This is a genomic window from Pseudomonas syringae pv. coryli str. NCPPB 4273, assembly GCF_000972175.1.
GTDB classification, from domain to species: domain Bacteria; phylum Pseudomonadota; class Gammaproteobacteria; order Pseudomonadales; family Pseudomonadaceae; genus Aquipseudomonas; species Aquipseudomonas syringae.
The window spans coordinates 50,166-72,278 of record NZ_AWQP01000020.1 but is presented as its reverse complement, the minus strand read 5'-3'; the positions used below and the strand labels follow the sequence as shown (position 1 = coordinate 72,278).

Annotated in this window: 21 protein-coding genes; 11 read left to right on the top strand and 10 right to left on the bottom strand. The window is 60.8% G+C overall.

Annotated elements, in window-relative coordinates:
* Positions 1 to 6: 6 nt before the first annotated feature.
* Entirely contained in the window at positions 7 to 639 is a 633-nt protein-coding gene (locus P406_RS10425; RefSeq protein ID WP_003313994.1) for a hypothetical protein, read from the top strand.
* Between the two features lie 701 nt (positions 640 to 1,340).
* Here P406_RS10425 and argB read toward each other — a convergent pair.
* From argB to coaBC, 4 genes are read right to left on the bottom strand one after another with little or no spacing between them, the layout of a single operon-like run.
* Positions 1,341 to 2,246 carry an acetylglutamate kinase gene (gene argB, locus P406_RS10420; RefSeq protein ID WP_002551508.1) on the bottom strand — a complete coding sequence of 302 codons (906 nt, stop codon included), beginning with the start codon at positions 2,244 to 2,246 and terminating at the stop codon, positions 1,341 to 1,343.
* A 28-nt stretch (positions 2,247 to 2,274) separates the two neighbouring features.
* Complete coding sequence (locus P406_RS30005) at positions 2,275 to 4,860, bottom strand: phosphomannomutase/phosphoglucomutase (protein ID WP_046236132.1); 2,586 nt, start codon at positions 4,858 to 4,860, stop codon at positions 2,275 to 2,277.
* A 51-nt stretch (positions 4,861 to 4,911) separates the two neighbouring features.
* Positions 4,912 to 5,367: a dUTP diphosphatase gene (dut, locus tag P406_RS10410; RefSeq protein WP_003313999.1), complete on the bottom strand. Its 456-nt coding sequence runs from the start codon at positions 5,365 to 5,367 to the stop codon at positions 4,912 to 4,914.
* Positions 5,368 to 5,373: 6 nt separating this feature from the next.
* Positions 5,374 to 6,582, bottom strand: a complete 1,209-nt coding sequence (coaBC, locus tag P406_RS10405) for a bifunctional phosphopantothenoylcysteine decarboxylase/phosphopantothenate--cysteine ligase CoaBC (protein ID WP_046236131.1) — start codon at positions 6,580 to 6,582, stop codon at positions 5,374 to 5,376.
* A gap of 135 nt (positions 6,583 to 6,717) precedes the next feature.
* Here coaBC and radC point away from each other — a divergent pair, with 135 nt between their 5' ends.
* The gene (radC, locus tag P406_RS10400; protein ID WP_046236130.1) at positions 6,718 to 7,392 is read left to right on the top strand and encodes a RadC family protein; all 675 of its coding nucleotides are present in this window, start codon (positions 6,718 to 6,720) and stop codon (positions 7,390 to 7,392) included.
* An 86-nt stretch (positions 7,393 to 7,478) separates the two neighbouring features.
* Here the strand turns inward: radC and P406_RS10395 are convergent, their stop codons facing one another.
* Entirely contained in the window at positions 7,479 to 9,065 is a 1,587-nt protein-coding gene (locus P406_RS10395) for an ABC transporter substrate-binding protein (RefSeq protein ID WP_046236129.1), read from the bottom strand.
* Between the two features lie 364 nt (positions 9,066 to 9,429).
* Between P406_RS10395 and rpmB the strand changes: the two genes are divergently transcribed.
* Both rpmB and rpmG read left to right on the top strand, forming a co-directional pair.
* Positions 9,430 to 9,663, top strand: coding sequence for a 50S ribosomal protein L28 (rpmB, locus tag P406_RS10390; RefSeq protein ID WP_002551514.1), 234 nt, complete (start codon positions 9,430 to 9,432; stop codon positions 9,661 to 9,663).
* A gap of 11 nt (positions 9,664 to 9,674) precedes the next feature.
* Positions 9,675 to 9,830, top strand: a complete 156-nt coding sequence (gene rpmG / locus P406_RS10385) for a 50S ribosomal protein L33 (protein ID WP_002551515.1) — start codon at positions 9,675 to 9,677, stop codon at positions 9,828 to 9,830.
* 81 nt (positions 9,831 to 9,911) lie between these two features.
* On the opposite strand, the gene P406_RS10380 is transcribed toward rpmG, so the two are convergent.
* Positions 9,912 to 10,280, bottom strand: a complete 369-nt coding sequence (locus P406_RS10380) for a cupin domain-containing protein (RefSeq protein WP_003403970.1) — start codon at positions 10,278 to 10,280, stop codon at positions 9,912 to 9,914.
* Positions 10,281 to 10,519: 239 nt separating this feature from the next.
* On the opposite strand from P406_RS10380, the gene P406_RS10375 reads away from it, so the two are divergent.
* Both P406_RS10375 and P406_RS10370 read left to right on the top strand, forming a co-directional pair.
* Positions 10,520 to 12,013, top strand: coding sequence for an aldehyde dehydrogenase (locus P406_RS10375; RefSeq protein ID WP_004408939.1), 1,494 nt, complete (start codon positions 10,520 to 10,522; stop codon positions 12,011 to 12,013).
* Between the two features lie 133 nt (positions 12,014 to 12,146).
* Positions 12,147 to 13,295, top strand: coding sequence for an MFS transporter (locus P406_RS10370; protein WP_024684568.1), 1,149 nt, complete (start codon positions 12,147 to 12,149; stop codon positions 13,293 to 13,295).
* Here the strand turns inward: P406_RS10370 and P406_RS10365 are convergent.
* Together P406_RS10365 and P406_RS10360 are read right to left on the bottom strand one after the other, a co-directional pair.
* The gene (locus tag P406_RS10365; RefSeq protein ID WP_046236128.1) at positions 13,292 to 14,872 is read right to left on the bottom strand and encodes a phospholipase D family protein; all 1,581 of its coding nucleotides are present in this window, start codon (positions 14,870 to 14,872) and stop codon (positions 13,292 to 13,294) included. The genes P406_RS10370 and P406_RS10365 overlap by 4 nt on opposite strands.
* A gap of 72 nt (positions 14,873 to 14,944) precedes the next feature.
* Entirely contained in the window at positions 14,945 to 16,366 is a 1,422-nt protein-coding gene (locus P406_RS10360) for an aminotransferase-like domain-containing protein (protein WP_046236127.1), read from the bottom strand.
* A 175-nt stretch (positions 16,367 to 16,541) separates the two neighbouring features.
* Between P406_RS10360 and P406_RS10355 the strand changes: the two genes are divergently transcribed.
* A complete protein-coding gene (locus P406_RS10355; RefSeq protein ID WP_046236126.1) occupies positions 16,542 to 16,793 on the top strand; it encodes a DUF1127 domain-containing protein in 252 nt (83 codons plus the stop codon).
* A gap of 2 nt (positions 16,794 to 16,795) precedes the next feature.
* Here P406_RS10355 and P406_RS10350 read toward each other — a convergent pair whose 3' ends face one another.
* Entirely contained in the window at positions 16,796 to 18,109 is a 1,314-nt protein-coding gene (locus P406_RS10350; protein WP_046236125.1) for an NAD(P)/FAD-dependent oxidoreductase, read from the bottom strand.
* Positions 18,110 to 18,214: 105 nt separating this feature from the next.
* On the opposite strand from P406_RS10350, the gene P406_RS10345 reads away from it, so the two are divergent.
* Entirely contained in the window at positions 18,215 to 18,568 is a 354-nt protein-coding gene (locus P406_RS10345) for a YkgJ family cysteine cluster protein (RefSeq protein WP_003314010.1), read from the top strand.
* Between the two features lie 7 nt (positions 18,569 to 18,575).
* On the opposite strand, the gene dadR is transcribed toward P406_RS10345, so the two are convergent.
* Entirely contained in the window at positions 18,576 to 19,064 is a 489-nt protein-coding gene (gene dadR, locus P406_RS10340) for a transcriptional regulator DadR (protein WP_003314011.1), read from the bottom strand.
* A gap of 157 nt (positions 19,065 to 19,221) precedes the next feature.
* Here dadR and dadA point away from each other — a divergent pair, with 157 nt between their 5' ends.
* From dadA to alr, 3 genes are all read left to right on the top strand, one after another.
* Positions 19,222 to 20,523, top strand: coding sequence for a D-amino acid dehydrogenase (dadA, locus tag P406_RS10335; RefSeq protein ID WP_046236124.1), 1,302 nt, complete (start codon positions 19,222 to 19,224; stop codon positions 20,521 to 20,523).
* Positions 20,495 to 20,848 carry a RidA family protein gene (locus P406_RS10330; protein WP_003392569.1) on the top strand — a complete coding sequence of 118 codons (354 nt, stop codon included), beginning with the start codon at positions 20,495 to 20,497 and terminating at the stop codon, positions 20,846 to 20,848. The genes dadA and P406_RS10330 overlap by 29 nt, the downstream gene beginning before the upstream one ends.
* 73 nt (positions 20,849 to 20,921) lie before the next feature.
* Positions 20,922 to 21,995, top strand: coding sequence for an alanine racemase (gene alr / locus P406_RS10325; RefSeq protein WP_046236123.1), 1,074 nt, complete (start codon positions 20,922 to 20,924; stop codon positions 21,993 to 21,995).
* The last annotated feature ends 118 nt before the right edge of the window (positions 21,996 to 22,113 follow it).

The following is a 22,113-nucleotide window of genomic DNA, read 5'->3' as shown; positions in this document are numbered from 1 at the left end:
GTGCCTATGGCGGTCGGCGGCAGGTCTTGGGGATCAGTTTCAGACGCGCTGAGCGTTTTTCGGGCCTTGCTGGCTGTCGTCATGCTTGCGCCCATGCTCGCCCAAGCGGCCGACGCACCTGAGCCACGGCTTTATCGCTACGTCGACAGCCGCGGGGTGACAGTGATCGACACGCAAGGCGTGCCGCCCGACTACGTTGCCAAAGGCTATGAAGTACTCAACAGCCGTGGCCGGGTGGTTCAGGTCGTACCACCTGCGCCTACGGCTGAGCAGATTCGCCAGTCCGATGCGGACAAACGTCAGGCCGCCGCCGATGCACAGCTGCTGAGCCTGTACAGCAGCGTCGCTGAAGTGGACCGCATGAAGGCCCGCAAACTGGCTGAGCTCGATGCACTGGTTGGCGTTGCCCAGGGCAACATTCAGGGGCTGGCGGCGCAGCAGCGCAGTCTGCAAGGCCAGGCCGCCGACCTTGAGCGCGCAGGGCGTCCGGTTCAGCAGGCACTTGTCGATCAACTGAACGACCTGCGCGATCAGCAGCAGAAACTGCAAGCCGATATCACCGGGTATCAGGCCGCACGCGTAAAGGCCGAAGCAGACTTCGCCGTGGACCGCGCCCGCGTCCAGCGGCTGACTCAATGACCGGACACTATCGTCATGCCCGGGTCTGTTTTTGATTCTGGCCGAAGGCCGTAGGAGCGAACTTGTTCGCGAAAGGAGCCGCCGCCAGACACCTATCGTTCCGCACGCTCCAGCGTGGGAATGCCTGTCGTGACGCTCCGCGTCACAAATCTGCGCCGCGCCACATATTCAGGATAGGACGCAGAGCGTCCAGAACGGCATACCCACGCGGAGCATGGGTACGATAGTGTTCTTCCGGGCACGTTACGCTCCTTGATCTCCCGGACACCTATCGTTCCTCACGCTCCAGCGTGGGAATGCCTGTCGTGACGCTCTGCGTCACAAATCTGCGCCGCGCCGCTCAATCAGAATAGGACGCAGAGCGTCCAGAACGGCATACCCACGCGGAGCACTCAACGTTATACATAAGTCTTGAAGAGCCCGTGAAACGTGACTTTCCGGCTTCTGCCCGAAGTGCGTGGGAGTGACCGGGCGGCGATCCGCAATGCTCACGAATACGATGGTCCAGACGCCCCATTTTCAGGGGCTTTACCGGCCTCTTCGCGAGCAAGCTCGCTCCCACGGCCTGCGGCCAGAATCAAGAGCAGACTTGTATATGACGCTGAGCGCGGAGCATGAACACGATAGTGTTCTCGAGCATCAGCCAACAAAAAAGGCCCCGTGAGTGTTAGCTCACGGGGCCTTTGGGTGTTACGTGTGCATCAGTGCCGCTTGCGGTTGGTGATCTGGGTACCTACACCGCTGTCGGTGAAGATCTCCAGCAGGACCGCGTTGGGCACTCGACCGTCGATGATGTGCGAGCTGTTGACCCCGCCCTGAACCGCTTCCAGCGCGCAGCGAATCTTCGGCAGCATGCCACCGTAGATGGTGCCGTCGGCGATCAGGCCGTCGACCTGCTCGGTGGTCAGGCCGGTCAGGACTTCGCCCTGCTTGTTCATCAGGCCGGCGATGTTGGTCAGCAGAATCAGCTTCTCGGCCTTGAGGGCTTCGGCAACCTTGCCTGCGACCAGGTCGGCGTTGATGTTGTACGACTCGCCGTCCGGGCCCACGCCGATAGGCGCGATGACCGGAATGAAGTCCCCTTTGACCAGCATGTTGAGCAGCCCGGTGTTGACCCCGACCACTTCACCGACCTGACCGATGTCGATGATTTCGGGCTTGGTCATTTCCGGCGTCTGGCGCGTGACGGTGAGCTTCTTCGCACGAATCAGCTCAGCGTCCTTGCCGGTCAGACCGATCGCGCTGCCGCCGTGACGGTTGATCAGGTTGACGATGTCCTTGTTGACCTGACCGCCCAGTACCATCTCCACGACATCCATGGTTTGCGCATCGGTAACTCGCATGCCGTCGATGAAGTGGCTTTCGATGGACAGGCGCTTGAGCAGATCACCGATCTGCGGGCCGCCGCCGTGAACCACCACCGGGTTGATGCCCACTGCTTTCATCAACACGATGTCGCGCGCAAAGCCGGTTTTCAGCTCTTCGCTCTCCATGGCGTTGCCGCCGTACTTGATAACCAGCGTCTTGCCGACAAAGCGGCGAATGTAAGGCAGCGCTTCGGAAAGGACCTTGGCTACATTAGAGGCGGCATCGCGTTCGAGGGTCATTCAGGGCTCCAGTCAAAAGGAAAAACAATCAAAATGGCAGGTCGAGGTCCGGCGCAACTTTCTTCAATTCTGCGTGGAACACGTCCTTGATACGCTGCAATTCGGCCTCGGTCTCGGCTTCGAAGCGTAGCACCAGTACCGGCGTGGTATTGGAAGCGCGAACCAGACCCCAGCCCTTCGGATAGTCCACACGGACACCGTCGATGGTGGTCAGTTTGGCGTCGCCCCACTGTGCATCCGTCTCAAGGGCCTCGATGATGCTGAACTTGGTGACATCCGTCACCTTGATGTTGATTTCAGGCGTCGAAATATCGTTCGGGAAGGTCTCGAACAGGTCTTCGGCATTGGCCGACTCCTGGCTGAGGATCTCCAGCAGGCGTGCTGCGCTGTAGATGCCGTCGTCGAAACCGAACCAGCGTTCCTTGAAGAAGATGTGGCCGCTCATTTCGCCTGCCAGCAGCGCACCGCTTTTCTTCATTTCTTTCTTGATCAGCGAGTGACCGGTTTTCCACATCACCGGACGACCGCCATGTTCGCTGATCAGCGGAGTCAGGCGGCGTGTGCATTTGACGTCGAAAATGATGTCGGCACCCGGATTGCGTTTGAGCACGTCCAGCGCGAACAGCATCAACAGGCGGTCCGGGTACACCACGTTGCCTGCGTTGGTCACGACACCGACACGGTCGCCGTCACCGTCGAAAGCCAGGCCCAGGTCGGCACCGGTTTCCTTGACCTTGGCGATCAGGTCCTGCAGGTTTTCCAGCTTGCCCGGATCCGGGTGGTGGTTAGGGAAGTTGCCGTCGACTTCCGCGAACAGCGAAATCACTTCGCAGCCCAGCGCTTCGATCAGTTGCGGAGCGATCACGCCTGCCGCGCCGTTGCCGCAGTCGACCACGACCTTCAGCTTGCGCGCCATGACGATGTCATTCTTGATCTGCTGGAAGTAGCGCTCAAGGATGTCGACCTGGGTGATGCTGCCTTTCTGCGACGTCAGGTTGTTGGTCTTGATGCGCTCGTGCAGCGCCTGGATCTGCTCGTTGGCGAGGGTGTCGCCAGCGATGACGATCTTGAAGCCGTTGTAGTCCTTCGGGTTATGGCTGCCGGTCAGCATGACGCCGGTTTTGCCGGCCAGCACGTTGGCTGCGTAATACAGCGCAGGCGTTGGCACCAGGCCCACATCGCTGACGTGGCAGCCGCTGTCGTGCAGGCCTTGAATCAGTTGCTGTACCAGTTCAGGACCGGAAAGGCGACCATCGCGGCCAACGCTGACGTTGGGTTCGTTCTGCGCCAGGCTTTCGGAGCCAATGGCGCGGCCGATCCAGTAAGCCGTTTCAGCGTTGAGGGTGTCCCCGACCACGCCACGAATGTCGTAGGCACGGAAAATAGTCTCGGGAAGGTTGGGTGCCACGGGTGCTGGGCTGTTCATAGCGAGGTTATGCTCCGATCTCAGGAAATCCTGGTTTTCGTCGAGAAGGTCGATATCAAGGATATCGGTATCTTGAAACAGCGGATCGGTCCAGTCGGTGCGTGATGCAGCCACGGTGGACGAAGCACTGCCTTTGGCAATATCTGCATCGCGCTGCTCGCCCGCCGCCAGGACAGGCGCTGCCTGAGGCTGACTACGAAGCGAGACACGAGCAAGGGCCTGAGCCAGGCCACTAAGGGCCGGGAGGCTCAAACCGAAGGGTTTGACGGCTTTTCCGCGTGAGAGTTCTTGGAGCAACTGATCCAGTTGCCTTGCGTCGGCGCAAATACGCTTCTGCAGGGCCCGCTCATTACGGTGCAAGCCAAGCAGCACGCCTGCTGCAGCGATAATCAGTGCCAGCAGCAGAAGCAGCACGGACGGAGAGGGTTTCAGCCCGGGACCGGGCGTGAATTCGAGTTTCCAGCCGGGATAACCGGTATCGAAGGCCTGGGCTTTGCCTTCATCGGCCTGACCGCGCTGCAGGAAAACCTGCGCAGGTCCGCTGCCGAACTGCTGGCTGAGCACCACTTGCCCTGCATCGGCAGGCAGCGTCGGCAAGGCATTGAGCAAACGCTGCAGATCAAAGGCCAACAGCAACGTACCCACCACCGGCTGACTGGCAGCGGCACGCACCGGCGCGGCGCTGTAGATCAACCAGCGCTCGCCGACCTTGCGCGCCTCCGGAGCGACGGCCTCACCTTGTGCAGCCTTGTTGAGCATGTCCAGGGTGGCGAAGCTGACGGGCAGTGTGCCTTGCGTATCCACATCGGCCAGCCCCTTGGGGTAAAGCCGGGCGCCTGCAAGACCGTCCCAACGGGTGAATCGATCCTGAGCGGACAGCAGGGCAGCGGCATCATTGCTTTGCAGTGTCTGCACAAGCGCAGCACCGGAGGCGGCCGACTGAGTGTCCGCGTTGATCTGGCGCAGGGCCAGACCCACCGCTGCCGCCTGACTGCCGCCCCAGGCCTGAACCAGCTGGTCCTGTTGCTGCGGGCCGGTGGCCAGAGCCATCCAGACCAGTGCCGCAGCGATGAGCAGGCCGATGGCGGCAGGCACCAGGCCGGGCGCGAGGCCTTTGAGGCTCGCAGCCGGAGGCGAGTTATCGGCGGGTACGACGTGCTGTGAAGCGCTGTGCTGACTACCTTTCACCGACCTCTCCCTGAGCCTTGTCCCGAACCCGGATTATGTGCCGAATGGCGATCAATGGCTGCCGGAATGACCGAAGCCGCCAGCGCCACGCTGACTTTCGTCGAACGTTTCAACCAGCTCGAAATGCGCCTGTACGACCGGCACCAGGACCAATTGGGCGATGCGCTCGCCCACGGCAATGTTGAAAGCCGTCTGGCCGCGGTTCCAGCAGGAGACCATCAGTTCGCCTTGATAATCGGAGTCGATCAGGCCCACCAGATTGCCCAGCACGATGCCGTGTTTATGGCCCAGGCCGGAGCGCGGCAGGATCAGCGCGGCAAGGCCCGGATCGCCAATGTAGATCGACAGGCCGGTAGGGATCAGCAGGGTCTGGCCGGGCTCGAGGAGCGTGTCCTCCTTGAGCATGGCGCGCAGGTCCAGGCCAGCCGAGCCGACAGTGGCGTAGGCCGGCAGCGGGAATTCGTTGCCAATGCGAGGGTCGAGGATCTTGGCTTGTAGAGCGTGCATTCGTAGTTAAACCTGATTCATGCGGTCGGCGATAAAAGTGACCAGCTGGCGAGCGATCTTGGCCTTGCTGGTCTGGGCGAAAAGCGTTGCGTGCAACCCTCGGTCAATCACGCTGCAGGCGTTTTCCTCACTGTTGAAGCCAATGCTCGGGTTAGCGACATCGTTGGCGACAATCAGGTCGAGGTTCTTGTCCTTGAGCTTGCGGGCAGCGTAGTCGAGCAGGTGTTCGGTCTCGGCGGCAAAGCCGACACTGAAGGGGCGATCCGGGCGGGTTGCGATGGTCGCCAGAATATCCGGATTGCGCACCATCTGCAGCAGCAAGCCATCACCGTTCGAAGGATCTTTCTTCAATTTGTGCGGGGCAACGACTTCCGGGCGGTAGTCGGCCACGGCTGCAGAAGCGATGAACAGGTCGCAGGGGATGGCCGCCTCACACGCTGCCAGCATGTCGCGGGCGCTGACCACGTCGATGCGCGAGACGCGATCAGGCGTGGGCAGGTTGACCGGCCCGGTGATCAGCGTGACGCGAGCGCCGGCTTCCACCGCCGCTTCGGCCAGGGCAAAGCCCATTTTTCCCGAGCTGTGGTTGGTGATGTAGCGCACCGGGTCGATGTTTTCCTGGGTCGGGCCTGCGGTGATCAGCACATGCTTGCCGGTCAGGGTCAGGCGCTGGAAGCAGTCGGCCGCGCACTGGGCCAGGTCGTCGGCCTCCAGCATGCGCCCGAAGCCGACATCGCCACACGCCTGACTGCCGGACGCCGGCCCGAACACGCGAAAATCGCGGTCTTCGAGCAGACGGGTATTGGCCTGCACCGAGGCGTCACGCCACATCGCCTGATTCATCGCCGGGGCGATGGCGACAGTCGCGTCGGTGGCCAGCACGATGGTGGTCAGCAGGTCGTTGGCGATGCCTTGCGCCAGGCGCGCGATGAGGTCGGCGGTGGCCGGTGCGATGAGAATCAGGTCAGCCCATTTGGCCAGTTCGATATGGCCCATCGCGGCCTCGGCGGCCGGGTCGAGAAGGTCCAGGTGCACAGGGTGCCCGGACAGGGCCTGCATGGTCAGAGGGGTGATGAACTCTGCGCCGCCCCGGGTCATGACCACACGCACTTCAGCGCCCTGATCGCGCAGGCGGCGGACCAGCTCAGCGCTCTTGTAGGCCGCGATGCCGCCGCCGACGCCAAGAACGATGCGTTTTCGATACAGCCGCTGCATAGACCTGCCTTTTTGGTCGAGTGAACACACGACGGCCATGACGCCTCCCCAGGCCAGATCGTCGTGCAAAAAAGATGGGCTAAGATAGCACAGCGACCGCACCGGAACAGCGGTGCCCAATCACATGGAGGTGCTATGAGTATTCGCAGTTGGCCCGCGGCTGAACGCCCCCGGGAACGCTTGTTGGAGTTAGGGGCGGCGAGCCTTTCCGACGCCGAGTTGCTGGCTATCTTTTTACGCACCGGCGTGGCCGGAAAAAGCGCTGTAGACCTTGCGCGTCATCTGCTGAATCAATTTGACGGTCTCAGATCGTTACTGGATGCGGATATGTCGGCATTCACCTCGCAACTGGGGCTTGGGCCCGCCAAGTTCGCGCAGTTGCAGGCGGTCATGGAAATGGCGCGTCGGCACATGGCCGAGTCCCTGCGCCGTGAATCAGCGCTGGAAAACCCGACCCAGGTCCGCAGCTATCTCAAGGCCCTGCTGCGGCATGAGCCGCACGAAGTCTTCGGCTGTCTGTTTCTCGATACCAAACACCGGGTCATGACCTTCGAGATATTGTTTCGCGGGACGATCAACGCGTCCTACGTGCACCCGCGCCAGGTGGTAAAGCGGGCCATTGCGCACAACGCTGCCTGCCTGATCCTCTGCCACAACCATCCTTCCGGTATCACCACGCCCAGCCGTTCCGACATCGACCTGACCAAGCGCCTCAAGGAAGCACTGATGCTGGTGGATGTTCATGTGCTTGATCACGTGATCGTTGGGGACGGCGAGCCACTGTCGATGGTGGAACGCGGGTTGATGTAGCGAGCTCTTCCCGGTCTTGAGGTGGGTCGTGCCAATGCAGGCATTGGCACGACATCACACACGGAAGGCAAGGTCAGTCTGGCGACTTACTTGACCTGCACCTTGTAGAAATCCTGCCTGCCGAACGGGCTGACCTGATAACCGGTGACGTCCTTGCGTACCAGGGCTGCAGCCGTCGGGTGGGCGAGGGGGAGCCACAGTGCCTGCTGTTGAATCTGTTGCTGAGCCTGGTGATACAGCTTGCTGCGTTCGGTCTGATCACTGACTGATTTGCCGTCTGCGATCAGCTTGTCCAGTGTCTTGTCGCAATAGCGGGCGAAGTTGGTGCCCGACTGCACGGCCGCACACGAGAACTGCGGGGTCAGGAAGTTATCCGGGTCGCCATTGTCGCCCGCCCAGCCCATGAACAGCAGGTCATGCTCGCCAGCCTTGGCGCGGCGAATCAGCTCGCCCCATTCAATGATCTTGATCTCGGCATTGATGCCGATCTGTTTCAAGTCAGCCTGCAGCAATTGAGCGCCCAGGCTCGGGTTCGGGTTCAGCAGGCTCCCGGATGGTCGCGTCCAGATGGTGGTCTTCAAGCCCTCTTTTACACCGGCCTTGGCCAGCAGCGCCTTGGCCTTGGCAACATCGTGCTGATAGCCGGGCAGGTCCTTGGCATAACTCCAGGTGTTGGGCGGGTAAGGGCCATTGGCCTTTTCAGCGGTGCCTTCGAACACGGCTTTCAGGTAATTGTCCTTGTCGAACGCCAGGTTGATAGCCTGGCGAACTTCCGGCTTGTCGAACGGTGGATGCTGGCTGTTGATCGCGACAAATGCGGTCATGAACGCTTCAGTCTTCTCGACCTTGAGCGAGTCGTCCTTGCTGGCTGCCTGTATATCCAGGGGCTTGGGCGAGAGCGCTATCTGGCACTCGTCCTGACGGATTTTCTGCAGGCGCACATTGGCGTCCGGGGTGATGGCATACACCAGTGTGTCGATATCAGACTTGCCGGCGAAGTAATCGTCGAACGCCTCATAGCGCACCACGGCATCTTTCTGGAAGCGCTTGAACACGAACGGCCCGGTGCCGATCGGCTGGCTGTTGAGTTTCTCCGGCGTGCCCGCCTTCAACAACTGCGCGGTATATTCGGCTGAGTAGATCGAGGCGAAACCCATGCTCAGCGTGGCCAGGAAGGTCGAGTCCGCATGGTTGAGCGTGAAGCGCACGGTGTGTGCGTCAGGCGCTTCGATGCTCTTGATCAAGGCGGGCAACTGCATGGACTGCGCATGCGGGAAACCGCTCTGGGCGATCTTGTGCCACGGGTTCTGCGGGTCGAGCATGCGCTGGAAGCTGAACAGCACGTCATCCGCGCTCAGCTCGCGAGTCGGCTTGAAATAATCGGTGGTGTGGAATTTCACTCCGGGGTGCAGCTTGAAGTCGTAAGTCAGGCCGTCTTTGGACACGGTCCAGCTTTCTGCCAGGCTCGGCACCAGCTTGCCGCTCTTGGCATCGAAGTCCACAAGGCGGTTCATCAGCACGTCGGCCGATGCGTTGGTGGTGGTCAGCGAGTTGTACTGTACAACGTCGAAACCCTCGGGGCTGGCTTCGGTGCAGACCACAAGGTTCGATGCCTGGGCAGCGACGGGAAGCAGGAGTGGAACTAGTAAAAAAGGGAGTGCAGCTAGGCGCATGGCGTTATTTCCTGTTCAGAAAGGGCCCCATCTGCCGGCGCAGTCTGGTGAGGGACTAACCCTAGACCATGTACTGGCGCAGAACAATCGTCATGGAGCGACGAGCGGTCGATTTGCCTGTGCCCCCGCAGTGCTTGAGCATACCGCTGCGCGAGGCGTGATCATTCGGGTCAAAGTGCTTTGCCTGTTGTTGTGCCCAAGGCTTTCTGGTATAAAGCAGCGCTCTTTTCTAGGGGCCCGGTTCCTTCACTGTAGGTGTAGCCGGTAAGACCCTTAAAGAAACGCGGCGCCTGGCGCCAAATGACTGAGAGATTAAGCGGCCAACCCATGCCGGGTTGGGCATGTGGTTTTAGAGGGCTGAGGCATGTCGAGAGTATGTCAAGTTACCGGTAAGGGTCCGGTGACTGGGAATAACATTTCCCACGCAAACAACAAAACCCGTCGTCGTTTCCTGCCAAACCTGCAGCATCACCGCTTCTGGGTTGAAGGCGAGAAGCGTTTTGTTCGTCTGCGCGTATCTGCTAAAGGCATGCGTATCATCGACAAGCGTGGCATTGAAGTTGTGCTCGCTGAACTGCGTCGCGACGGCAAAATTTAAGGGAGAAAATCATGCGTGAATTGATCCGTTTGGTGTCGAGCGCTGGTACAGGCCATTTCTACACCACCGACAAGAACAAACGTACTACCCCGGATAAAATCGAAATCAAAAAATTCGATCCGGTTGTACGCAAGCACGTGATCTACAAAGAAGGCAAAATCAAGTAATTGATTCTGTCGGCTACAAAAAAACCCGCTCTGGCGGGTTTTTTTGTGCCTGCGCTCCTGGCGTCGCTGCCAGGGTGGTATTTATTTATCTGCCGCCGCCTCAAACACCACATAAATCTTGCGGCATGTTTCCAGCACCTCCCAGGTACCCTTGAAGCCTGCCGGGATCACGAAGCGGTCGCCTGCGCGCAGGGTTTTCGCGTGGCCCTGCTCGTCGCGCAGGACTGAAACACCCTGCACAATCTCGCAATACTCATGCTCTGAATAATTCACCTGCCACTGCCCGGGCTCGCCATTCCAGACGCCCGCGCTCATCTGTCCGCAGGGGCTGTTGTAGTGGTTGTAGAGGGTTTGTGCCGGATCGCCCTTGAAGACCTTTTCCGGTGCAGGGCGATAGTGCTCGGCGGCGGTGCTGGCTTCACTGAAGTCGACGATGCTTTCGATGCTCATGATGGGCCCCTTGTCCTGAATGCGTTGAAGGTTTGACGTGCGTGCAGTGCGTTAGTGCCTCGGCGCGCGTGCGGAGCTGTTTAATAAAATCAACATAAAAGCACCGTAGCGGCTATTTATGTCAAATATATTGGTTTTGTCGGGCCGCTGGTTTAGGGTAACGGCCGTCCTGAAAAATTTCAGATTGTGTCTTTAATCAACCATGACACACCCACATTCAACAAGAGGAGGACATGCAAATGACCACCCTGACTCGTGCTGACTGGGAGCAACGCGCCCAGAATTTGAAGATCGAAGGCCGTGCCTTCATTCAAGGTGAATACACCGCAGCCTCCTCCGGCGAGACGTTTGACTGCATCAGCCCGGTCGATGGCCGGATGCTTGCCAAGGTTGCCAGCTGCGACACCGCTGACGCACAACGCGCGGTCGACAGTGCGCGCAGCGCCTTCAACTCCGGTGCCTGGTCGCGACTGGCTCCGGCCAAGCGCAAGGAAACGATGATCCGTTTCGCCGAGCTGCTCAAGCATAATGCCGAAGAGCTGGCGCTGCTTGAAACGCTGGACATGGGCAAGCCGATTGGCGACTCGTTCGGTGTCGACATCCCCGGTGCCGCCAGAGCCCTGAGCTGGAGCGGCGAGGCCATCGATAAACTGTATGACGAAGTCGCGGCAACGCCTCATGACCAACTGGGCCTGGTAACGCGCGAGCCGGTGGGTGTCGTGGCCGCCATCGTGCCGTGGAATTTTCCGCTGATGATGGCCTGCTGGAAGCTGGGTCCTGCGCTGTCCACTGGCAACTCGGTCGTCCTCAAGCCATCGGAAAAATCTCCGCTGACGGCCATTCGTATCGCACAACTGGCCATCGAGGCTGGCATTCCTGCGGGCGTGCTCAACGTACTGCCTGGCTATGGCCACACCGTCGGCAAGGCGCTTGCCCTGCATATGGATGTGGACACTGTGGTGTTCACCGGCTCGACCAAGATCGCCAAGCAACTGATGATCTACGCGGGCGAATCGAACATGAAGCGCGTGTGGCTGGAAGCCGGTGGCAAGAGCCCGAATATCGTCTTTGCCGACGCGCCTGATCTGCAGGCCGCCGCCAGCGCAGCCGCCAGCGCGATTGCCTTCAACCAGGGCGAAGTCTGCACCGCCGGTTCGCGTCTGCTGGTCGAGCGCTCCATCAAGGATCGCTTCCTGCCGATGGTGATCGAGGCCCTTAGCGCCTGGAAGCCCGGCAATCCGCTGGACCCTGCGACCACTGTGGGCGCGCTGGTCGATACCCAACAGATGAACACTGTGTTGTCCTATATCGAAGCGGGCCACACCGATGGCGCCAAGCTGGTTGCGGGCGGCAAGCGCATCCTGCAGGAAACCGGCGGCACCTATGTCGAGCCGACCATTTTCGATGGCGTGAACAATGCGATGAGAATCGCTCAGGAAGAAATCTTCGGCCCGGTGCTTTCGGTGCTGACGTTCGACAGCGCCGAAGAGGCGATCCAGATCGCCAACGACACGCAGTATGGCCTGGCGGCTGCCGTATGGACCGCGAACATCTCCAAGGCGCACCTGACCGCCAAGGCTTTGCGCGCAGGCAGCGTATGGGTCAACCAGTACGACGGCGGCGACATGACCGCACCGTTCGGTGGCTTCAAACAGTCGGGCAACGGTCGTGACAAGTCGCTGCATGCGTTCGACAAATACACCGAGCTGAAGTCGACCTGGATCAAGCTGTAGTCATTTGCCTATCGCTCCGAGGCTCTGCCCTCGGAGCATTGGCACGATGGTCATCTCAAGATTGATCATCGCGCCACACAGGATTTGTACAAGGCGATAAGCGCGTAGCGCAGCGCCGGGCAGGAGCGTGGAAATGCGTTGGGGGACTTATTTTGCTGTGCTGGCGTCCGTACTGGGCGTCGGTCTGGCAATGGGCGTCAGCATGCCGCTGGTTTCATTGCGGCTGGCAGGCTGGGGCTATGGCTCGTTTGCCATTGGTATCATGGCGGCGATGCCTGCGGTGGGCGTGCTGCTCGGCGCGGCGCTGGCCAGTCGTCTGGCGGCGCGCTTTGGCACGGCCAATCTCATGCGTCTGTGCCTGTGGGCCGGGGCGGTTTCGGTCGGTGCGCTGGCGCTGCTGCCGTATTACTGGATCTGGCTGGTCTTGCGCCTGACGCTCGGGGTGATTCTGACCATCGTCTTCGTGCTGGGGGAAAGCTGGATCAATCAACTGGTCATCGAGCGCCTGCGCGGGCGTCTGGTGGCGCTGTATGGCAGCACCTACGCATTGAGCCAACTGGCAGGTCCGCTGCTGCTGGGCGTGATCGGCACCCAGGCCGACTATGGTTTCTGGATTGGTGTCGCGCTGCTGGTCGGCTCACCGTTTCTGCTGCTGGGGCGTACCGGCGCGCCGTCGACCGAAGCCTGCAACGTGACGTTTGCCGATCTGTCCGGCTTCTGTCGCGGCATGCCTGCCATCGCCTGGGCGGTCGCCCTGTTTGCTGCGTTCGAAGCGCTGATCCTCACCCTGTTGCCGCTTTACTGCATACGCCACGGCTTCACCCCGGAAATCGCCCTGATCATGGTCAGCGTGGTGGTGGTCGGTGACGCACTGCTGCAACTGCCGATCGGCATGCTCGCCGACCGCATTTCACGTCGCGCGATGTTCACCGGTTGCGCCGCCTTGCTGCTGGCGTCCAGTCTGCTGGTGCCATTGCTGATCGACACTGTTCTGATCTGGCCGCTGTGGACCGTGTTCGGTGCCAGTGCCGGCGGGCTGTTTACCCTGTCGCTGATTCTGATCGGCGAACGCTATCGCGATGACTCGCTGGTCCGCGCCAACGCGCATGTGGCGCAACTGTGGGGCATCGGCTGCCTGCTCGGCCCGTTGATAGCCGGCGCGGGCAGCCAGTGGGTCAGCGGTGAGGCCTTGCCGCTGATGATGGCTGCAGGTGCCTTGGGCCTGCTGATACTGATCCGGCGACGCGGCGCGTTCGGGGATGCGCAGGCTGCGCCCGCTTAAAGCATTCTTTCCAGGCCGATGGCGCGGCTCATCCACGCGTTGAAACGCCGCCACCAGTCGCCCGGTTCGGTATGCAGGGTGTGGATCTGGCCGTTGTCTTCGGTCACCCACACCACTTTGCCGTCCTCCAGCCGCGCTTCGTAGGTGAGCGACGGGGCCATGCCCTGCAAGGTCAGTTCGCGCAGTTGCTCGGCCAGTTGCGGGCTGTCGACCAGTACGCCCACTTCGGTGTTCCACAGCACAGAGCGCGGGTCGAAGTTGAATGAGCCGACAAAGACTTTCTGTCGATCGAAGATCATCGCCTTGCTGTGCAGGCTCGATTCGGAACTGACCAGAGAATGGCTTTTCTTGAACAGATGCGGGCCGCTGCCGCGCATCGTCTCGGTATCGCCAGGCTGCCGGCGCAGCTCGAACAGTTTCACGCCATGCTCCAGCAGTGCCTTGCGGTACGGCGCATAGCCGCCATGCACGGCAGGCACGTCGGTGGCTTCCAGGGAGTTGGTCAGCAGGCTGACATTGACGCCGGCATCGGCCCGCCCGGTCAGGTACAGCAAGCCTTCCTGGCCCGGTACAAAGTAGGCCGAGATCAGCATCAGTTCCTTGTGAGTGTTCAGCAGTTCAGGTGCCAGTTGCGTGGTCAGCAGCAGGTGCGGATCAGGCTCGCCCTGCGCCAGAACCTTGGTCGGTGCGTCCCACAGCGCCTGGTTGTATGCCCAGACCAGTTCGTTGAGCCAGGTTTTCATGCGCGGCTGGGTCTTGTAGGCCATCAGTCGCTCATACAGCGCCTTGTGCTGCTGGTGCGCCTGCTCCAGAGAGTCATCCAGCTTGCGCCGGGCCTCGGCCAGATCCTCGCCGTCGGGCAGGAAATAGATGAACTCACCGATAGGCTTGCTGAGCGTGCTGTTCCAGTACTGGTCGAAGCTGTGGCCGAGCTGTTCGGCCACTGGCCCCACGCTGAGCATGTCGATATCGGTGAAGTTCAGGTTCGGCTCGGCATCGAAGTATTCATCGCCCAGGTTGCGCCCGCCGACGATGGCCACACTGCTGTCGGCCAGCCATAGCTTGTTGTGCATGCGCCGGTGCTGGCGCGACAGGTTCATCAGGCGCCCGAGGCTTCGGGTGATGCCGGTCTCGCGCCCCAGGTTTTGCGGATTGAACAGGCGAATCTGGATGTTCGGGTGAGCGGCGAGGGTGGCGATGGCCTGATCCAGGCCGTCGCTGGTGGTGTCGTCCAGCAGGATGCGCACACGAACGCCACGGTCTGCCGCCTTGAGCAGTTCGTCGATCAGGGCGCGCGTGCTCAGGCCGTCGTGGACGATGTAATACTGCAGATCAAGGCTGCTTTTGGCGTTGCGGATCAGTTCGGCGCGAGCCTTGAAAGCGTCACTGCTGTCAGGCAGCAGGCGAAAGCCCGAACGCCCTTCGTGCGGCATGGCCATGGCCTGGATCGAGCGGCCGAACGCGGAGCCTGAAGACGGCATGGCCTGGCTTGGCTCACTGGTGATCTGTTGATGCGCACAACCGCTGACGCACAACGCAACCAGCAAGCAAAAGGGCAAGGCCCATGAGTTATTCAAATTGATCTTCCGCGTCTGGACATGGCTCGACTTGGCGATATGACCGGCAAAACCGGGAAAGATTTGCCCGCATCAGTCAGTTTGCGCATTCAGTAGGGCAATTGTCTCGCCCACGATACGCACAGCATTCTCGATTTCGCGGTTGGGTTTGGCCGCGAAGTTCATGCGCATGCAGTTGCGGTACTTGCCCGATGCCGAAAAGATACTCCCCACCGCAATCTGCACACCCTTGCCCAGCAAGGCGCGGTTCAGGCGCAGGGTGTCGAAGCCTTCGGCCAGTTCCACCCACAGCATGAAGCCGCCTTGTGGCCGGCTGGCGCGGGTGCCTTCAGGGAAATAGCGCATCACCCAGTCGATCATCTGGTCGCGACTGCGCTGGTATTGGCTGCGCATGCGCCGCACGTGAGGCTCGTAATGGCCGCCTTCGATGAAGTCGGCGATGGCCAGCTGCGGCTGCGGGGCGGTCGAGCCGGTGCCGATGTATTTCATGTGCAGCACCTGCTCCAGATAGCGACCCGGCGCTACCCAGCCGATCCGCAGCCCCGGTGCCAGGGTCTTGGAAAACGAACTGCACAGCAGGACGCGACCGTCTTCGTCGAAGGATTTGATGGTGCGCGGGCGAGGGTAGTTGTAGGCCAGGTCGCCATACACATCATCCTCGATGATCGCCACGTCGAAGCGCTGCGCCAGGGTCAGCAGTGCCCGCTTGCGTTCTTCGGGCATGACATAACCCAGCGGGTTGTTGCAGTTGGGCGTCAGCTGAATGACCTTGATCGGCCATTGCTCCAGCGCCAGTTCCAGCGCTTCGAGGCTTATGCCGGTCAACGGGTCGGTAGGGATTTCCATGGCTTTCATGCCCACGCCCTTGAGCGTCTGCATGGCGCCGAAGAAGCTCGGCGAGTCCACCGCCACGATGTCCCCCGGCGAGCAGATGGCCCGGACACTGGCTGACAGCGCTTCATGACAGCCATTGGTGACGATCAGGTCATTGGCGGTCAGGTTGCAGCCCGAGTCGAGCATCAGCCGGGCAATCTGTTCGCGCAGCCTGCGCACGCCGTAGATGTTGTCGTAATACAGCCCCGGCATGTCCTGATGGCGACTCAACTGACTCAGCGCGCGCATCAGCGGTTTCAGGGTCGGGCTGGTGACATCCGGCATGCCGCGCCCCAGTTGCGTGACGGCTTCAAGAGGGGCCACGCGAATCAGGTCCAGCACCTGATCCCATTGAGAGATATCCACGGGCCGCTGCACAGGCCTGCCGACCGCTGGCAGTGCAGGGGCTTTTCGGCTGACCGAGACGAAATAGCCGGATTTAGGTTTCGGCGCGGCCAGGCCATTGTCTTCCAGCACCCGATACGCCTGCTGCACGGTACTCAGGCTGACACCATGTTCGACGCTCAACGCGCGTACCGAGGGCAGGCGGTCGCCGGGGCGGTAGAAGCCGTTTTCGATGCGCGAGCCGAGCAGTTCGGCGAGGTTGACGTAGAGCGTCATGGCGTACTCTCAGGAAGTAAAGTGCGGTAAAGCAATACAGATTGGCCGGAAATATAGCATTCAGTGGCGTTTTTTGATCATCTGTATGGAAAATATAAAAGACTTTTGAATCTGTATTGGTTTTGCTGTTCGCTTCATCATGGACCCACAGCCACCCAGGATGAGGGAACAGGACATGAACGGGTTCAGCGATGTGCGCCTTGTGCTTCACAGCCATGAATTGAATGAGTATCGGCCAGCGACGTTCAGAACCGTCCGCGCGAACAAGGCCGATCTGTTGGCAGGCATGGGGCGCTGGGCGCTGTACCGCCATCGCTGGGCGTCGCGCCGCAGCTTGCTGACACTGACCGACGATCAGTTGCGCGACATCGGCCTGGATTTCCGCCAGGCGCGGGTCGAGGCCATGAAGCCGTTCTGGAGGCCCTGAGCCTAGCGCAGCTCTTTGAGGCGGTGCCAGAGCATGCCCAATGCCAGCAGAGGCGAGCGCAAGTGCTTGCCGCCGGGAAAGGTCATGTGCGGCACTTTGGCGAACAACTCGAAGCCATCGCTGTGTTGCCCGGCGATGGCTTCGGCCAGCAGCCGCCCCGCCAGATGCGTGGCATTCAGACCGTGGCCTGAGTAGGCCTGGGCATAAAACACGTTGGGGTGTTGCTTGAGCCGGCCTATCTGCGGCAGGCGATTGGCGCCGATGCCGATCATCCCGCCCCACTGGTAATCGATCTTCACGGCGGCCAGTTGCGGGAACACATCGAGCATCTTCGGTCGCATGTACGCGGCAATGTCCTGAGGGTCACGCCCCGAGTAATGGCAGGCACCGCCGAACAGCAAGCGGCGGTCGGCAGACAGCCTGTAGTAATCCACCGTCACCCGCTGATCACAGACCGCCATGTCCTGCGGCAACACTTCATGGGCCTGCGCTTCGCTCAACGGCTCGGTGGCGATGATGTAGCTGCCGGCAGGCAGCACCTTGCCGCTGATTTCCGGATTCAAGTCATTGAGGTAGGCGTTGCAACCCAGCACCAGGGTCTGCGCCTGCACCGAGCCGCCAGCCGTATGCACCCTGACCTGCGGGCCGTAGTCGATTTTCGTGACCGCTGAATGCTCGAACAACTGAACGCCGAGCGACTGCGCCACAGCCGCTTCGCCCAAGGCCAGGTTCAACGGATGCAAATGCCCCGAGCCCATGTCGATCAGGCCGCCGACATAGCGCGAGGAGCCCACCACGCTGTGCATCTCTTCGGGCTGCAGCAACTGCAGTGCATGGCGATAACCCAGGCTGCGCAACTCTTCTGCGTCCTCGGCAAGGCTGTGCAGGTCGCGCGGTTTGTTGGCCAGATCGCAATAACCCCACTTCAGGTCGCAATCGATAGCATGCCGTTCGATGCGCTGCCGCACGATCTCGACGGCCTCGATGCCCAGCAGCTTGAGCTGCCGCACGCCTTCGCTGCCGATGACATTGGCGAACTGTTCGAGACCATGACCGACCCCGCGAATCAACTGACCGCCGTTGCGTCCGCTGGCCCCCCAGCCGATCTTGCGCGCTTCGAGGAGCGCAACGCTGAACCCGCGCTCGGCCAGTTCGATGGCGGTGTTGAGGCCGGAGAATCCACCGCCGACCACGCACACATCCACCTTCACCTCACCTTGCAGCGCAGGATGATCCGCTTGCGCATGGCTGCTGGCGGCGTAGTAGGAAGCAGCGTGCTGATCGTGACGAGTCGAGTGCTGAACGCGGGCGTTCATGAGCGTGTCCTGTTGGTGGCGGATGGCGTGTCGGGAGGATAAGCCGCTGTCATGAGCCTGCCAACTGAGGCAAACTCTCGGCCTTGTGTAGGAGTGGTCGAGTCAATGAGCTGCAACCGTCAGAAAATAGCGGATCTGCGTCGCCAGATTCCTTCGTTCGAGTGTGTGCCTGGCTGCCACGACTGCTGTGGGCCGGTGACCACGTCGCCCGAAGAAATGTCGCGTCTGCCGCGCAAGACGGCTGCCGAACAGGACGCTGCGCTGGACGAACTCAATTGCGTGCACCTGGGTCCGCAAGGCTGCACCGTGTATGACGAGCGTCCGCTGATCTGCCGCCTGTTCGGCACCACCGCAAGCCTGCCCTGCCCGAATGGACGTCGCCCGGTCGAGTTGATCCATCCCCGGGTCGAAAAGCAGATTCATGAGTATATGGCCTCGACCCGGCAAGTCCTGGTATAGCGAGCAATCAGTCGGGAATCGGCAGATTCAGGCTCTCTTTGACTTCCTCCATAACGATGTAGCTCTTGGACTCACGTACGTGCGGCAGTTTGAGCAGGATATCGCCCAGCAGTTTGCGGTAGGACGCCATTTCGGAAATCCGCGCCTTGACCAGATAGTCGAAGTCGCCGGACACCAGATGGCACTCCAGCACATGGGGGAGCTTCAACACGGCACGGCGGAATTCTTCGAAGGTGTCGCCAGACTTGTAGTCCAGGCTGATCTCGACGAATACCAGCAGGCTGGCCTTGAGACTTTGCGGGTTCAGTCGGGCGGTGTAGCCCATGATGATCCCTTCGCGCTCCAGCCTGCGCACCCGTTCGGTACAAGGCGTGGTAGACAGGCCGACCCGCTCGCCAAGCTCGGTGAACGAGATGCGCCCGTCGGCCTGCAGGATGCGCAGAATATTGCGATCGATCTTGTCCAGTTCACGATTTGACTGGTGTTGAGTGCGCACGGGTCATTTCCCCTCTAGCAAAGCGTTTATCGCCGCGAATAAAAACTGAATATAGATCTTTATACAGTGAGAAGCACTGCCCATTGCTCAATATACTGCGCACATCCTTGCTTAAAACTTCGAATTATCAGCGGATATCCGCGATGAGGTCATCGACATGCGCGTTCTGGTCCTGGGTAGTGGCGTCATCGGTACAACCAGTGCTTATTATCTGGCGCGTGCCGGTTTCCAGGTGACCGTCGTTGACCGTCAGCCGGCTGCTGCCATGGAAACCAGTTTTGCCAATGCCGGCCAGGTTTCTCCGGGCTATGCCTCGCCATGGGCTGCGCCGGGTGTTCCGCTCAAAGCGCTGAAATGGCTGCTGCAGCGTCATGCGCCATTGGCGATCAAGGCAACAGCGGATATCGAACAGTACCTGTGGATGGCGCAAATGCTGCGCAACTGCACGGCCAGCCGCTATGCCATCAATAAAGAGCGCATGGTACGCCTGTCCGAATACAGCCGCGATTGCCTGGATGAACTGCGCCTGGAGACCGGCATTGCCTACGAAGGGCGCAGCCTGGGCACCACACAGTTGTTCCGTACCCAGGCCCAGCTGGATAACGCTGCCAAGGACATCGCCGTGCTCGAGCAGTCCGGTGTGCCCTATGAACTGCTGGATCGCGAAGGCATCGCCCGTGTCGAGCCCGCGCTGGCCAGTGTGACCGGCATCCTCAGCGGTGCGTTGCGCCTGCCCAATGACCAGACCGGTGACTGTCAGCTGTTCACCACGCGCCTGGCGGAAATGGCCGTCGCGCTGGGAGTCGAGTTCCGCTACGGGCAGAACATCGAACGCCTCGATCACGCAGGCGACAGCATCAATGGCGTGTGGATCGACGGCAAGCTCGAAACTGCCGATCGTTACGTGCTGGCGCTGGGCAGTTACTCGCCGCAGTTGCTCAAGCCGTTGGGCATCAAGGCGCCGGTCTATCCGCTGAAGGGCTATTCGCTGACCGTGCCGATCACCAACCCGGACATGGCGCCGACTTCGACCATTCTCGATGAAACCTATAAAGTCGCGATCACCCGTTTCGACAACCGGATCCGCGTCGGCGGCATGGCGGAAATCGCCGGTTTTGACCTGTCGCTCAATCCGCGTCGACGCGAAACACTGGAGATGATCGTCGGTGACCTCTATCCTCAGGGCGGCGACCTGACCCAGGCCGATTTCTGGACCGGGTTGCGTCCGACCACGCCCGACGGCACACCGATTGTGGGTGCAACACCGTTCCGTAACCTGTTCCTCAATACCGGCCATGGCACTCTGGGCTGGACGATGGCGTGTGGTTCCGGTCGTTTGCTGGCAGACCTCATTGCCCGCAAGACACCCCGTATCAGTGCTGAAGGCCTTGATATCTCTCGTTACGGCAACACTCAGGAGAATGCACAGCATGTCCATCCAGCGCCAGCTCACCAATGAGCGCATGAGTCAGGTCGTTGTCCACAATGGCACCGTCTATCTGTCGGGCCAGGTCGGCAATGACATGACCGCCGGTGTCGAGCAGCAGACCCGAGAGGTTCTGAACAGCATCGAGCGCCTGCTCGACCTGGCCGGCACCGACAAGACGCGTATCCTGTCGGTCACCATTTACCTGAAAGACATCGACGCCGACTTCGCAGGCATGAACAGCGTCTGGGACAAATGGCTGCCCAAGGGTTTCGCGCCTGCACGTGCAACGGTCGAGGCCAAGCTGTGCGAGCCGGAAATCCTCGTTGAACTGTCGGTGGTTGCCGCGCTGCCCTGACCCTTTTTGCCCGGCGCGTCCCCGCGTCGGGTTGATCGTCCCCTTCCATCCTTTCAGGCAAGTAAACGTCATCATGCGTCCAGCCCGCGCCTTTATCGATCTTCAGGCACTGCGTCACAACTACCAATTGGCCCGTGAAAACAGCGGCGGCAAAGCGCTCGCCGTCGTCAAGGCCGATGCCTACGGTCACGGCGCGGTGCGCGTCGCTCGGGCACTGGAGTCACAGGCCGACGGTTTTGCAGTGGCCTGCATTGAAGAAGCACTAGAGCTGCGCGCGGCAGGTATCCGTGCGCCCGTTCTGCTGCTCGAAGGTTTTTTCGAGGCCGACGAGTTGGCGCTGATTGTCGAGCATGACCTGTGGACCGTTGTACACGCGACCTGGCAACTGGAGGCCATCGAGCAGGCGCGCCTGGGCAAGCCGATAACGGTCTGGCTCAAGCTCGACACTGGCATGCACCGGGTTGGCCTGCATCCTCACGAGTACCAGGCGGCTTATCAGCGTCTGCTGGCAACCGGCAAAGTGGCCAGAATCGTGCTGATGAGCCACTTCTCCCGCGCCGATGAGCTGAACAGCGGCTGCAGTGATGAACAGCTCGCGGTATTCGAGACCTTTCGCAAGGGGCTGGCAGCAGAAACCAGTCTGAAAAACTCCCCGGCGGTGCTGGGCTGGCCACAGATTCCGAGCGACTGGTCGCGCCCGGGCATCATGCTCTACGGTGCTACGCCGTTTGATCAGATGCACCCGCTGGCGGATCGCCTGCAACCGGTGATGACCCTGGAATCGAAAATCATCAGCGTGCGTGAACTGCCCGTTGGTGAACCCGTGGGCTATGGCGCGACATTTGTCTGTGACCGGCCGTCGCGTATCGGTGTTGTGGCGATGGGCTACGCCGACGGCTATCCGCGTCACGCGCCGACCGGCACGCCCGTGCAGATCGACGGCCAGCCATCCAGGCTGCTCGGACGCGTGTCCATGGACATGCTCTGCGTGGACCTCACCGATGTGCCCCAGGCCGGGCTCGGCAGCCGTGTCGAGCTATGGGGCAAGCAGGTGCTCGCCAGTGAAGTGGCCCAGCGCGCGGAAACCATTCCCTACGAAATCTTCTGCAATCTGCGTCGCGTTCCGCGCATCTATTCCGAAGACTGATTCAGTCCTCTCTGCCCCAGGCCGCGGTGGGTCAGGTGTCTGTCGAAGTGTTGTAAATATCGAACGCTGTTGCCATGATGGCGTTCATATCGACTAGACCTGACAAAACCTGGGGGAA